Origin of the sequence: Bacillus sp. FSL H8-0534 (assembly GCF_038005885.1) — a bacterium.
GTDB lineage: Bacteria > Bacillota > Bacilli > Bacillales > Bacillaceae_G > Bacillus_A > Bacillus_A pseudomycoides.
Window position 1 is genome coordinate 4,247,564 of record NZ_JBBOUC010000001.1, and the last position, 13,578, is coordinate 4,261,141.

14 protein-coding genes and 1 other annotated feature are annotated in these 13,578 nt (G+C 37.9%); of the genes, 13 read left to right on the forward strand and 1 reads right to left on the reverse strand.

Annotated features, from left to right (window positions below; genetic code table 11):
• Window positions 1–137 precede the first annotated feature (137 nt).
• From cymR to MHH71_RS21590, 7 genes are all read left to right on the forward strand, one after another.
• Window positions 138–554, forward strand: a complete 417-nt coding sequence (cymR, locus tag MHH71_RS21560; protein WP_000704116.1) for a cysteine metabolism transcriptional regulator CymR — start codon at window positions 138–140, stop codon at window positions 552–554.
• A 35-nt stretch (window positions 555–589) separates the two neighbouring features.
• Window positions 590–1,735 carry a cysteine desulfurase family protein gene (locus MHH71_RS21565; protein WP_006096041.1) on the forward strand — a complete coding sequence of 382 codons (1,146 nt, stop codon included), beginning with the start codon at window positions 590–592 and terminating at the stop codon, window positions 1,733–1,735.
• 16 nt (window positions 1,736–1,751) lie between these two features.
• Complete coding sequence (gene mnmA / locus MHH71_RS21570) at window positions 1,752–2,867, forward strand: tRNA 2-thiouridine(34) synthase MnmA (RefSeq protein ID WP_018782988.1); 1,116 nt, start codon at window positions 1,752–1,754, stop codon at window positions 2,865–2,867.
• 113 nt (window positions 2,868–2,980) lie between these two features.
• On the forward strand, window positions 2,981–3,640 hold the full coding sequence (locus MHH71_RS21575) for a tetratricopeptide repeat protein (protein ID WP_006096042.1): 660 nt from the start codon (window positions 2,981–2,983) through the stop codon (window positions 3,638–3,640).
• A gap of 102 nt (window positions 3,641–3,742) precedes the next feature.
• Window positions 3,743–6,079 carry an SF1B family DNA helicase RecD2 gene (gene recD2, locus MHH71_RS21580; RefSeq protein ID WP_006096043.1) on the forward strand — a complete coding sequence of 779 codons (2,337 nt, stop codon included), beginning with the start codon at window positions 3,743–3,745 and terminating at the stop codon, window positions 6,077–6,079.
• A gap of 141 nt (window positions 6,080–6,220) precedes the next feature.
• Window positions 6,221–6,409 (forward strand): hypothetical protein, encoded by a 189-nt coding sequence (locus tag MHH71_RS21585; RefSeq protein ID WP_000490499.1) that lies wholly within the window; start codon window positions 6,221–6,223, stop codon window positions 6,407–6,409.
• A 19-nt stretch (window positions 6,410–6,428) separates the two neighbouring features.
• Complete coding sequence (locus tag MHH71_RS21590; RefSeq protein ID WP_001102898.1) at window positions 6,429–6,557, forward strand: YrzQ family protein; 129 nt, start codon at window positions 6,429–6,431, stop codon at window positions 6,555–6,557.
• 46 nt (window positions 6,558–6,603) lie between these two features.
• On the opposite strand, the gene MHH71_RS21595 is transcribed toward MHH71_RS21590, so the two are convergent.
• Window positions 6,604–6,816, reverse strand: a complete 213-nt coding sequence (locus MHH71_RS21595) for a hypothetical protein (protein WP_018782989.1) — start codon at window positions 6,814–6,816, stop codon at window positions 6,604–6,606.
• A gap of 166 nt (window positions 6,817–6,982) precedes the next feature.
• Here MHH71_RS21595 and MHH71_RS21600 point away from each other — a divergent pair, with 166 nt between their 5' ends.
• The 6 genes from MHH71_RS21600 (at window position 6,983) to mltG (ending at window position 13,369) form a co-directional block, all read left to right on the forward strand.
• Window positions 6,983–8,059: an AI-2E family transporter gene (locus MHH71_RS21600; protein WP_170959234.1), complete on the forward strand. Its 1,077-nt coding sequence runs from the start codon at window positions 6,983–6,985 to the stop codon at window positions 8,057–8,059.
• Between the two features lie 45 nt (window positions 8,060–8,104).
• Window positions 8,105–8,322, forward strand: a binding site (T-box leader).
• Window positions 8,323–8,375: 53 nt separating this feature from the next.
• Complete coding sequence (alaS, locus tag MHH71_RS21605; RefSeq protein WP_003200499.1) at window positions 8,376–11,018, forward strand: alanine--tRNA ligase; 2,643 nt, start codon at window positions 8,376–8,378, stop codon at window positions 11,016–11,018.
• Window positions 11,019–11,096: 78 nt separating this feature from the next.
• A complete protein-coding gene (locus MHH71_RS21610) occupies window positions 11,097–11,363 on the forward strand; it encodes an IreB family regulatory phosphoprotein (protein ID WP_000348589.1) in 267 nt (88 codons plus the stop codon).
• 3 nt (window positions 11,364–11,366) lie between these two features.
• Window positions 11,367–11,780, forward strand: a complete 414-nt coding sequence (ruvX, locus tag MHH71_RS21615; protein ID WP_003200502.1) for a Holliday junction resolvase RuvX — start codon at window positions 11,367–11,369, stop codon at window positions 11,778–11,780.
• Between the two features lie 12 nt (window positions 11,781–11,792).
• Window positions 11,793–12,077 carry a DUF1292 domain-containing protein gene (locus MHH71_RS21620; RefSeq protein ID WP_003200504.1) on the forward strand — a complete coding sequence of 95 codons (285 nt, stop codon included), beginning with the start codon at window positions 11,793–11,795 and terminating at the stop codon, window positions 12,075–12,077.
• A 221-nt stretch (window positions 12,078–12,298) separates the two neighbouring features.
• Window positions 12,299–13,369: an endolytic transglycosylase MltG gene (gene mltG / locus MHH71_RS21625; protein WP_018765887.1), complete on the forward strand. Its 1,071-nt coding sequence runs from the start codon at window positions 12,299–12,301 to the stop codon at window positions 13,367–13,369.
• The last annotated feature ends 209 nt before the right edge of the window (window positions 13,370–13,578 follow it).

The window sequence follows — 13,578 nt, forward strand, 5'->3', positions numbered from 1 at the left end:
TTGATACATAAGTTGAAATTTCTTATAATACTATATTATGCTATAATTTCATAGGATTTTGATTTTAAAATTGTGTTCTTCTTACGAATAAAGATTTAACTAATAGAAGTGAAATTTTGAAAAGAGGTGCGAAATAGATGAAAATTTCAACGAAAGGCCGTTACGGCTTAACAATTATGATTGATCTTGCGAAGAAGTTTGGTGAGGGTCCAATTTCTTTAAAATCAATTGCGCAAGCGCATGACCTATCTGAACATTACTTAGAGCAATTAATCTCTCCACTTCGTAACGCTCGTCTTGTAAAAAGTACGCGTGGTGCATATGGTGGTTATGTATTATCTGACCAACCAGCTAATATTACGGCTGGCGATGTAATTCGTGTTTTAGAAGGCCCAATTAGCGTTGTTGAAATGATAGAAGAGGAAGAACCAGCACAGCGCCAGTTGTGGATGCGTGTTCGTGATGCAGTACAAGAAGTATTAGATAGTACAACTCTAGAAGATTTAGTACGTTATGAGGAAGAGAATCATGGGGGTTATATGTTTTACATTTAATTCCTTGTGAAACGATTTGGAAAGAAGGAGATCTGATGGAACGCATTTACTTAGATCATGCTGCGACATCTCCGGCTCACCCAGAAGTAGTCGAAAAGATGATTCCATATATGACAGAAATATTTGGTAATCCGTCTAGTATTCATTTTTATGGACGCCAAACGCGCCATGCTGTAGATGAAGCAAGACGTGTTTGTGCACGTAGCATTCATGCAAATCCAAATGAAATTATTTTTACAAGCGGTGGTACGGAGGCTGATAATTTAGCACTTTTAGGTGTGGCACGTGCAAACCGCAATAAAGGAAATCATATTATTACGACGCAGATTGAACATCACGCTATTTTGCATACATGTGAAGCATTAGAGCGAGAAGGCTTTGAGGTGACGTATTTACCGGTTGATGAAACGGGTCGTGTTCAAGTTTCTGATGTAAAAGAGGCGTTAACAGATGAAACGATTCTCGTATCTGTTATGTTTGGAAATAATGAAGTTGGAACGGTTCAACCGATTGCAGAAATTGGAGAACTGTTAAAAGAACATCACGCTTATTTTCACACGGATGCTGTACAAGCCTACGGTTTAACAGCAATTGATGTGAAAGAGTTAGGCATTGATTTATTATCAATCTCAGCTCATAAAATTAATGGTCCAAAAGGTGTAGGTTATTTATATGCTAGCGCGCAAGTGAAGTTTGAACCGTTATTAACGGGCGGGGAGCAAGAGCGAAAACGTCGTGCAGGTACTGAGAATGTACCTAGCATCGTTGGGCTAGAGCAAGCTGTTAAGTTGGCAGAATCAACGCGTGAGCAAAAAATTGCCCAATATGAAGGATTTAAAGATATAATGGTATCTGTCTTTCAAAAAGAAGACATTACTTTCGAGGTAAACGGAAACTTAGAATATCGCTTACCACATGTGTTTAATGTAAGTTTCACAGGAATGGATATTGAGCCGTTTCTTGTAAACTTAGACTTAGCAGGTATTGCAGTATCAAGTGGTTCTGCATGTACAGCTGGTTCTATTGACCCATCGCATGTGTTAGTGGCGATGTTTGGAAAAGATTCCGATCAAATACGTTCATCTGTACGTTTTAGCTTTGGTCTTGGTAATACGAAAGAACAAGTGGAAAAAGCAGCGTACGAAACAGTGAAAATCGTGAAGCGATTAACACAAAAATAGCATGGGAGGTGACATGATGAACAAACTACCTCACGAAACGCGCGTTGTCATTGGGATGTCCGGTGGCGTCGATTCATCTGTAGCAGCTCTTTTATTAAAAGAGCAAGGTTATGATGTAATCGGGATTTTTATGAAAAACTGGGATGATACAGACGAGAATGGTTTCTGTACAGCAACGGAAGATTACAATGATGTAATCGAAGTGTGCAATCAAATCGGTATCCCCTATTATGCAGTAAACTTTGAAAAACAATATTGGGATAAAGTATTTACGTACTTTTTAGATGAGTACCGAGCTGGTCGTACGCCAAACCCAGATGTAATGTGTAACAAAGAAATTAAATTTAAAGCCTTTTTAGAACATGCGATTGCGCTTGGTGCCGATTATGTAGCGACAGGTCATTATGCACGTGTTGCTTATATCGATGGCGAATATAAAATGCTACGCGGTGTTGATGATAATAAGGATCAAACATATTTCTTGAATCAATTAAGCCAAGAGCAACTATCAAAAACAATGTTCCCGTTAGGCGAATTAAAGAAACCACAAATTCGTGAAATGGCAAAAGAAGCTGGTTTAGCAACAGCGACGAAAAAAGATAGTACAGGTATCTGCTTTATTGGTGAGCGTAACTTTAAAGATTTCTTAAGTAACTACTTACCAGCTCAGCCAGGTGTGATGCAAACACTATCTGGCGAAGTGAAAGGGAAACATGACGGTTTAATGTACTATACAATTGGACAACGTCATGGTCTTGGTATTGGTGGTAATGGTGATCCTTGGTTCGCTGTTGGGAAAAACTTGAAAGAAAATATTTTATATGTTGATCAAGGATTCCACAATGAGCTTTTATATGGTGATGAAGTCATTGCTACGAATATAGGTTGGGTAAGTAACAGAGCGAAAGAAAAGGAATTTAAGTGCACAGCGAAATTCCGTTATCGTCAAGAGGATAACAAGGTAACGGTTCAAATCGTTGATGATAATACAGTTCGTATTCTTTGCGATGAACCAATTCGTGCGATTACGCCAGGACAAGCAGTTGTTTTCTATGATGGAGATGAATGCTTAGGCGGTGCTACAATTGATGAAGTATACCGTAGTGGTAAGAAACTAGACTATTTAGGATGAAAAACGAGAAGCCTCTGCCGATTAGCGGTTAGAGGTTTCTTTTTCATAACAGCGAATTTTTGTTCGCTTGGAAAATAGATTATTTGTTATAATTTGTTGTAGAGGTGAAGAACATGTCAAATAAGCTTGAAGCAGGCATTCAATATATGCAAGAAGGAAACTGGGAAGAAGCAGCTAAAAATTTTACAGAGGCAATTGAAGAAAATCCGAAAGATGCACTTGGATACATTAACTTTGCGAATTTATTAGATGTGTTAGGAGATAGCGAACGTGCGATTTTATTTTATAAACGCGCATTAGAACTAGATGGGAAATTAGCTACTGCCTATTATGGACTTGGAAGCATATATTATGGACAAGAGCAATTTACAGAAGCAAAAGCTGCATTTGAGCAAGCAATGCAAGCTGGATTACAATCAGCTGATGTGACATTTATGCTAGGGATTACGTATGTACAGCTTGGAAATGATCGTCTTGCACTGCCATTTTTACAAAGAGCAACTGAATTAGATAGGGCAGATGTAGAAGCGGTATTCCAATGCGGATTATGCTTTGCGCGACTAGAACATATTCAGGAAGCGAAACCTTATTTTGAAAAGGTTTTACAAATGGATGAAGAACATGCAGATGCGTACTATAATTTAGGTGTTGCGTACGTGTTTGAGGAAAATAATGAGAAAGCACTTGCTTTATTTAAGAAGGCGACTGAAATTCAACCAGATCACTTTTTAGCAGGGAATGGCATTCGTTTATTAGAGCAAGAAGCCGAATAGAAATCGTACCTTAACGCGCAGTTACCCCTCATCTAATGATAAGTAGAGAGGTGGGGGCTTTACTGCTCGTTAGAGTGAGAGAAATCGGAAAGGAGAGGAAACATGGGAAATCAACATGCAATGGATTTGTTTGAGGAAGAGCAAAAATTTATAAAAGCACAAGTTCTTCATACCATTTTCCACAACGAAGAAAACCTCTATTCCGTTGTCAGTATGAAAATCATTGAAACAAATGAAACATACGACGAAAAAAAAGTGATGATCAACGGTCACTTTCCCCGTATGCATGAAGATGAAGTATTTACATTGACAGGTCACTTTAAAGACCACCCAAAGTACGGAAAGCAATACTTAGTTGAAACATTTAAAAAAGAATTACCTCAAACAAAAACAGGTATGGTGCAATATTTAGCGAGTGATTTATTTAAAGGAATTGGGAAGCGAACAGCAGAAAAGATTGTTGATCATCTCGGAGAACATGCGATTTCTAAAATTATGGACGACCCTGCTGCATTAGAAGGTGTTGTAAACAAGCAGAAAGCGCAAGAAATTTATGACACAATTATTGAACACCAAGGGCTTGAAAAGGTCATGAGCTTTTTAAATGGTTATGGTTTTGGAACGAAGCTCTCGATTAAGATTTATCAGCAGTATAAAGAAATGACGCTTGAAGTGATTCGAAATAATCCATATCAGTTGATTGAAGAAGTCGATGGCATCGGTTTTGGAAGAGCTGACGATATAGGACGAGCGCTAGGGATATCTGGTAACCATAATGATCGTGTGAGAGCAGGATGTTTCTATACGTTAGAAAATGTTTCGCTCCAAGAAGGTCATGTGTTTATGGAAAAGGGTCAACTAGTTCGAGAAACCGTATCGCTTTTAAATAATCAAGAGGGTAATGTGACGGAAGAAGATATTTTGCAATGCGTTGAAATGATGCAAGGTGAAGGGAAAATCATTATAGAAGAAGACCGCATTTATTTAGCTTCGTTATTCTATTCCGAAAAGGGCGTTGTCAAATCAATCCGCCGTCTCATGAACCAAGAAGAGACGCCTTCGTTTCCTGAAGCGGAAGTATTATTAACGTTAGGGAAAATTGAAGAGCAGCTAAAAGTACAGTATGCGCCGCTTCAACAAGAGGCAATTCAAACTGCGCTTCATAAGCCGATGATGTTATTAACCGGCGGACCTGGTACAGGGAAGACGACCGTTATTAAAGGAATTGTCGAAATGTATGCTTCCTTGCATGGTTTATCATTAAGCCCGCAAGATTACAGTGATGATAATCCGTTTCCGATTCTGTTAACAGCTCCGACAGGCCGCGCTGCGAAGCGGATGAGTGAGTCAACAGGGCTTCCTGCTTGTACGATTCACCGCTTACTTGGTTGGACGCCAGAAGGATCTTTCCAGCGTAATGAAACGGACCCTGTACAAGGAAAGTTACTTATCATTGATGAGTTTTCAATGGTTGATATTTGGCTCGCGAATCAATTGTTTAAATCATTACCAACAAACATTCAAGTAATTGTTGTAGGTGATGAAGATCAATTACCTTCTGTAGGGCCTGGACAAGTGTTGAAAGATTTATTAGATGCTGGTGCAATTCCGACAGTGAAGTTAACAGAGATTTACCGTCAAGCAGAAGGGTCATCCGTTATTCAGCTTGCCCATGCGATAAAAAATGGTACGCTGCCACCAGACTTAGCACAAAATAAAAAAGATCGTTCGTTTATTGGTTGCTCAGGTGCTCAAATTGTTGAGGTTGTAAAACAAGTATGTGAAAACGCGAAGACGAAAGGGTTTAATGCAAGAGATGTCCAAGTGTTAGCGCCTATGTATCGCGGTCCGGCAGGTATTAATGTGCTAAATGAGGCACTCCAAGAAGTATTTAATCCGAAGAAAGAAAAGAGTAGAGAAATTGCCTACGGTGATGTTGTGTATCGAACGGGTGATAAAGTATTGCAGCTCGTAAATCAACCAGAAAGCCAAGTGTTTAATGGTGACATTGGAGAAATTGTTTCTGTATTTTATGCAAAGGAAAATGTGGAGAAACAAGATATGGTTGTTGTTTCGTTCGATGGGATTGAAGTAACGTATATAAAGCCAGATTTAAATCAAATTACACATGCGTATTGTTGTTCAATTCATAAGTCACAAGGAAGTGAATTTCCAATTGTAATTATGCCGATTGTAAAGAGTTATTACCGCATGTTACGCCGTAATTTAATTTATACAGGTATTACGAGAAGTAAAAAGTTTCTAATTATTTGCGGAGAAGAATCAGCCTTTCAATCTGGTGTGAATCGTCTTGATGATTCCATGCGGCAAACAACGTTAGCTGGTCGCTTGCAGGAATCAAAAGGGGAAGTGCAAATGGTTACGATTGATGGCCAGGAGATGGATGTGGAAAACATTTCACCGTATGATTTTATGTAGCAAGGTGAAATTATATAGTGAAACTTTCAATATAGAGAGCGTTATTTTGAAAGTGTAAGGCAGTTCTAGTATGTATAAATGAGTGCAGTTTGGACATAATGGCGAATAGAATCTGGGAGACTGTAAGGAGATGAAAGCCATATGTTCAGTTGTCCAAATTGCAAAGGGAAAGACATTGGAAAAATAGGTGTCAACCAATTTTATTGCTGGAATTGTTATATTGAATTATCGGTTTCAAAGGGGAAAATCCATACGCATCAAGTAGAAGAAGATGGATCGCTTAGTTCTCTTGATGATTTATTTGATGAGAATGAACGAACCATCGGATAGTCAAAAAGGGGGATTTACTTTGAACGTACGCAATTCATTAATCGCATTAGGTATTGGAGCTGCGGCATATCAATATGCACGTAAACAAGATGTGTTTTCCAAACGTAATATGAAAAGAGCACGCAAAATGATTAAGTCTTATTTATAATCATTTCTATAAAGTGAAAAACTCCCTTCATTCTCAGGGAGTTTTTTCATGTGCTCGTATATAAATAAAAAAGTCCAATTTTAGAAAAAAGATAAGAAAGTCCGTAACATCCAATACCAAGAACTCCGTAATACCACAGCTGTTTCGCACGTTCTTTTCGTGTTGAACGCGTGAAGAGTCCCTTCCAAATACCAAAGCCAATGCAGATCCATTCTAGTATCATGAAAAGTGTTGAAAGAATTAACATAAGCCAAACCATTTTATTCCTCCTCACATATTTGCGAGCTGACCTAAGTGCTTGTCCGTATGATGTTAAATATATGTAAGTTTTTTTAAAAACAGTATGGTCTGTATGGAAATATTTTAGTCCAGTAATTTTTTAAAAGTTTTACACATAACCTTCTCTATTTCTTTTCAAAATAAGGATGGAGGAGGTTTTTCGCTTGAAGAATCTTAAAATTATTTGGATCTATCGATTAGGGTTATTGTTATTAGTGTTTTTATGTTTGCTCGTCTTTTTAAAAATTAAACCACTATGGGCGCCAATCATATTCGTGTTTAAAGTAGCAATTACACCATTTTTAATTGCTTGTTTCATCGCGTATTTACTGCATCCTTTAATTGAAAAATTATATAAAGAGGGAATGCCACGTACACTTGCGATTTTGCTTATTTATATTCTCTTTTTTGGTGGTCTCGGTTATGGAATTTATAAAGGGACACCGGTTGTGATTGCGCAGCTACAAGAAATCAATAAGCAATTCCCGCAGTTTATGAAAATGTATGATTCTTGGATGGACGGTGTGACAGAACAGACAGACAATTTCCCATCGTTTATTCATGAGAAAGTAAAGCAAATATTTGTCGGCATTGAGATGAAGATACAAGCACTTTTAAATAAGGTGATGAGTACAGCACGTGGTGTACTGGATTCATTACTCATCATTTTCTTGATTCCTTTCATTGTATTTTACATATTAAAAGACTATGGAGAGTTTTATCACGTTTTTTGGAAGCTTGTTCCGAGTAAATGGCGTAGTACAGGACAAGTATTGGCGAAGGAGATCGATAAGTCACTTGGAAGTTATATTCGAGGGCAATTATTTGTTTGTTTAGTTTTAGGAGGAGTGTCCGCTCTTTCATTTTGGTTTATTGCGATGAAGTACCCACTGTTATTAGGCATTATTGTTGGAGTTACCGATATTATTCCTTACTTTGGACCAATTTTAGGAGCGATTCCGACGTTGATGATTGCGGCAACCGTATCCACGAACCTTTTTATTAAAGCGGGCATTGCACTTGCCATTTTACAATTTGTTGAAAGTAACATTCTCTCCCCATATATTGTTGGGAAGTCGTTACGTATGCATCCTGTTATTATTATGCTTGCTCTTCTGATTGGGGGAGAAATAGGTGGAATCGTCGGTCTTTTAATAGCAGTTCCTATTTTGGCGGTGATTCGAACCGTCATTGTTCATATAAAGCCACTCTGGAAACATTGACAAATGGAAACGGATTCGCTACAATTTTGGCATATAGCATATGATTTTAAATTGATGACGGAACGAGTATGTCACAGTCCATTTTTAGAGAGAAACTTCCATCGGCTGAAAGAAGTTTTAAATGAAGGGTGACAGAACGCTAATCCTGAGAGCAGCTAATCCCTGCCGTCTTGCCACGTTACGGCACCATGAGGTGATGAATCGAGAATGTATAAATCGGTTCATAATTAGGGTGGTATCGCGAGTTAACTCTCGTCCCTTTTATAGGGACGGGAGTTTTTTGTTTTTATGAAATTTCTTAAAGGAGGAAATATAGATGAAACAGTTAACAGGAGCACAAATTCGTCAAATGTTTTTAGACTTTTTCGAGGAAAAAGGGCATGCAATTGAACCAAGTGCATCATTAGTTCCGCATGAGGATCCATCTCTTTTATGGATCAACAGTGGTGTAGCGACATTAAAGAAATACTTTGATGGTCGTGTAATCCCGCAAAACCCACGTATTACAAATGCGCAAAAATCAATTCGTACAAACGATATTGAAAACGTTGGGAAAACAGCTCGTCACCATACATTCTTTGAAATGTTAGGAAACTTCTCAATTGGTGACTACTTTAAAGAAGAAGCAATTACATGGGCTTGGGAATTTTTAACGAGCGACAAATGGATTGGATTCGATAAAGAGTTACTATCTGTAACAATCCATCCAGAAGATGAAGAAGCATTTACAATTTGGAATGAGAAAATGGGTGTTCCGAAAGAGCGCATCATTCGTTTAGAAGAAAACTTCTGGGATATTGGTGAAGGACCAAGTGGACCGAACACAGAAATTTTCTATGACCGCGGTGAAGCTTACGGTAACGATTTTAGCGATCCTGAGTTGTATCCGGGTGGAGAAAACGAACGTTACTTAGAAGTATGGAACCTTGTATTCTCTCAATTTAACCATAATCCGGATGGCTCATATACGCCACTTCCAAAGAAAAACATCGATACAGGGATGGGTCTAGAGCGTATGACATCTATCGTTCAAGATGTACCTACAAACTTTGATACAGACCTATTTATGCCAATGATTGGTGCAACAGAATCAATTTCTGGTGAGAAATATCGCGGTGGCGATGTAGAAAAAGATATGGCGTTTAAAGTAATTGCAGACCATATCCGTACAGTAACATTTGCTGTTGGTGATGGAGCTCTTCCTTCTAACGAAGGCCGTGGCTATGTATTACGTCGTTTATTACGCCGTGCTGTACGTTATGCGAAGAAATTAAACATTAACCGTCCATTCATGTTTGAATTAGTACCGGTTGTTGGCGAAGTAATGAAAGACTTCTATCCAGAAGTTCTTGAAAAGAAAGACTTTATTGCAAAAGTTGTGAAAAATGAAGAAGAGCGTTTCCATGAAACACTTCATGATGGAGAAGCAATTTTAGCAGAGGTTATTGCAAAAGCAAAAGAAGAAAAAACGACTGCTATTTCTGGAGTAGATGCGTTCCGTCTATATGACACATATGGTTTCCCAATTGAATTAACAGAAGAATATGCAGAAGAAGCTGGTATGACGGTTGATCATACAGGTTTTGAAGCAGAGATGGAAAAACAACGTGAACGTGCACGTGCAGCTCGTCAAGACGTTGATTCTATGCAAGTTCAAGGCGGCGTACTTGGAGAAATTAAAGTAGCGAGTGAATTCGTTGGTTATGGTACAGTTGCGACAGAAAGTAATGTTGTTGCACTTGTGAAAAATGGCGAGTACACAGATAGCTTACAAGCAGGCGAAGAAGGACAATTAATGCTTGATGTAACACCATTCTATGCTGAGAGTGGCGGACAAATCGCAGACCGCGGTTACCTTCTTGCTGACGGTGTGAAAGTTCTTGTAAAAGACGTACAAAAAGCACCAAATGGTCAAAGCTTACACAAAATAGTTGTGGAAGAAGGAACGTTAACAAAAGAATCAGCTGTAAAAGCTATTATTGATACGAAGAACCGTAGCAGTGTTGTGAAAAACCATACAGCAACGCATATTTTACACCAAGCATTAAAAGATGTACTTGGAACACATGTTAACCAAGCTGGTTCTCTTGTAACATCAGAACGTCTACGCTTTGACTTCTCTCACTTCGGTCAAGTACAAGCTGACGAATTAGAAAAAATTGAGCGTATTGTAAACGAAAAAATTTGGGAAAGTATTGATGTTGAGATTTCTCAAAAAGCAATTGAAGAAGCAAAAGAAATGGGTGCAATGGCATTATTCGGTGAAAAATACGGAGATGTTGTACGCGTTGTCCAAGTAGGCGATTATAGCTTAGAACTTTGCGGTGGTTGTCACGTTGATAACACAGCATCTATCGGTATTTTCAAAATTGTTGCTGAGTCTGGTATCGGTGCTGGAACTCGTCGTATTGAGGCAGTGACTGGTAAATCTGCATACGAATTAATGAACGATCAAGTAAGTTTATTAAAAGAAGCTGCAGGCAAAATGAAAACAAATCCGAAAGATATTTTAACAAGAGTAGACGGTCTATTTACTGAAGTGAAACAACTTCAAAAAGAGAATGAATCTCTTGCTGCAAAATTAAGTAACATTGAAGCTGGAAACTTAACAGATTCAGTTGTTACAGTGGATGGAGTAAATGTATTAGCAACAAAAGTAAATGTTGCAGATATGAATAACTTACGTACAATGATGGATGACCTGAAAAATAAATTAGAGTCTGCAGTCGTTGTATTAGCAGCTGTAAATGAGGATAAAGTAAATATTCTAGCAGGTGTAACGAAAGATTTAATCAATCAAGGTTACCATGCAGGTAAACTTGTGAAAGAAGTTGCTTCTCGCTGCGGCGGTGGCGGTGGCGGCCGTCCTGACATGGCTCAAGCAGGTGGTAAAAACCCAGCGCAAGTGGATGATGCACTTGCATTTGTAGAAGAGTACGTTAAATCTGTTTCAAAATAAAGAGATAGTAGTGTACAATAGTAGGGAGAGGAGAGATTCTTCTCCCTATACTTACTACTTATAAGTGAGGTGCTTAAAATGGACGGTTTTGATAAAACAATGAAGTTTAACTTTCAAGATGAAAAACAGAGTGTCCATGTAAACGATGTACTTTTAACTGTGTATGATGCACTTCAAGAAAAAGGCTATAATCCGATTAACCAAATCGTCGGTTATTTATTAAGTGGAGACCCAGCATACATACCTCGTCATAAAGATGCACGAAGCATTATTCGCAAGTTAGAACGTGATGAATTGATTGAAGAGCTTGTGAAGTCTTATTTGAAACAACATCGTGAGGAGTAGTTTATGCGGATATTAGGTTTAGATGTTGGTACAAAAACAGTCGGCGTTGCGATTAGTGACGAAATGGGCTGGACAGCACAAGGTTTAGAAACGATTAAAATTAACGAAGAACGAGGTCAATTTGGTTTTGATCGTATTTCTGAGTTAGTAAAACAGTACAATGTGGACAAGATAATAGTAGGATTGCCAAAGAACATGAATGGTACAATCGGACCACGTGGTGAGGCTTGCCAGCAATTTGCACAATCCTTACGTGAACTGTTACAATTAGACGTCATGATGTGGGACGAGCGTCTGTCAACGATGGCAGCGGAACGTCTTCTTATTTCGGCTGATGTAAGTCGAAAGAAGCGAAAGCAAGTGATCGATAAGATGGCTGCAGTCGTGATTTTGCAAGGATATTTAGATAGTAAATAAGAGGTGACCAGAATGGAAGAAAATCAAATTACAATTGTAGACGAAAAAGGTAACGAGCATTTATGTGAAATTATTTTCACTTTCGATGCTGAAAAATTTGGGAAAAAATCTTATGTAGTCTTTTCTCCGATTGGTGAAGTTGACGAAGATGGCGAACAAATTTATGATGCAATGGCTTTCGAACAAAACGAAGAAGAGTCAGGTGGAACATTACTTCCAATCGAATCTGAAGAAGAGTGGGAAATGGTACAAGAAATGTTTAACACACTTGCTGAAGAAGAAGAGGGCGAAGCGTAATTCAGGTGAAGAAGATGGGCTGTACATGCAGTCCATCTTTTTTTGTATTCTCGTGCAAAATGACAGATTTTTTGTCGAAACTACATAATTGTTTGTAGTATAATGAGACGGATTGTATAAAATAAAAAACTATCTGCAAATGAATGAGCTTTGCTTTGGGTTTGTAGGGCATTGTATAGAGGATGTACATATGGTCTACAATGGAATAAGGAGGAAGAACTTTGATAGAGAATCAAGTGAAGAAGAAGCGTAGACACACACTTTTAATAGTGGTTATTGCACTACTTGTGGTCTGCGTGTCAGTCTATGCGTATATTTCATCTGCGTTAAAACCAGTTGATAGCGGGAATAAAAAAGAAATTGAAGTAGAGATTCCAAAAGGTTCATCTACAAGTAAAATCGGAGAGATTTTAGAAGAAAAAGGCGCTATTAAAAACGGTACAGTATTTAGCTTCTATGCAAAAGCTAAATCTAAAAATTTGCAGGCAGGTACATATTTGTTAAATTCGTCAATGAATGTAGATGATGTAATGGAACAAATGTCATCGGGTAATGTCCATCGTCCAGTTGCTTATAAATTGACGATTAAAGAAGGTGCACAAGTTGTTGAAATCGCAGATATAATTGCAAAGGAACTGAAATGGAATAAAGATGATGTTGTGCGCCAATTAAACGATAAGGCTTTTATTCAAAAAATGCAGCAAAAATATCCGATATTATTAACAAATAAAATTTTTGATGCCAATATTAAATATCCGTTAGAAGGCTACTTATACCCAGCGACATATTCTTTCTATAAAAAAGATACAACATTGGAAGAAATTGTGACGTCAATGCTTGAAAAAACGAATGCATTAATTGTTCAAAATGAGGCGAAAATGAAAGAAAAGCAGCTGGACGTTCACCAGCTTTTAACATTATCTTCTTTAATTGAGGAAGAGGCGACAGGGTTTACAGATCGTCAAAAGATCTCTAGCGTCTTTTATAATCGTTTAGCAAAAGGGATGCCGTTACAAACAGATCCGACAGTATTATATGCGCTTGGAAAGCATAAAGAACGTGTATTATATGAGGATTTAAAAGTAAATTCACCGTATAATACGTATGTTATAAAAGGATTACCTGTTGGACCAATTGCGAATTCTGGCAAGCATTCAGTACAAGCAGCGTTAGAACCTGCACAAACAGATTATTACTATTTCTTAGCAGCACCAAGTGGTGAAGTGTATTATGCAAAAACGTTAGAAGAACATAATGCATTAAAACAAAAATATATTACACAAAAGAAATGAAAATAGGAGGGAGAGCGAAAAGGGTCGCATATCCCTCTTTTTTATGATAAAATATATCGGGTTAAAAACTGGCAGAAGAATCGTTTTTAATATCAAAACGGGACGTACAAGCTAAGGGTGAAGCTGGCTTGTATTTTTATTGCATTCTATGTGTGAAAAGATAGAAACTGACACGTCATAGAGGCACTTCTCCATGTAAATAAGGAGGA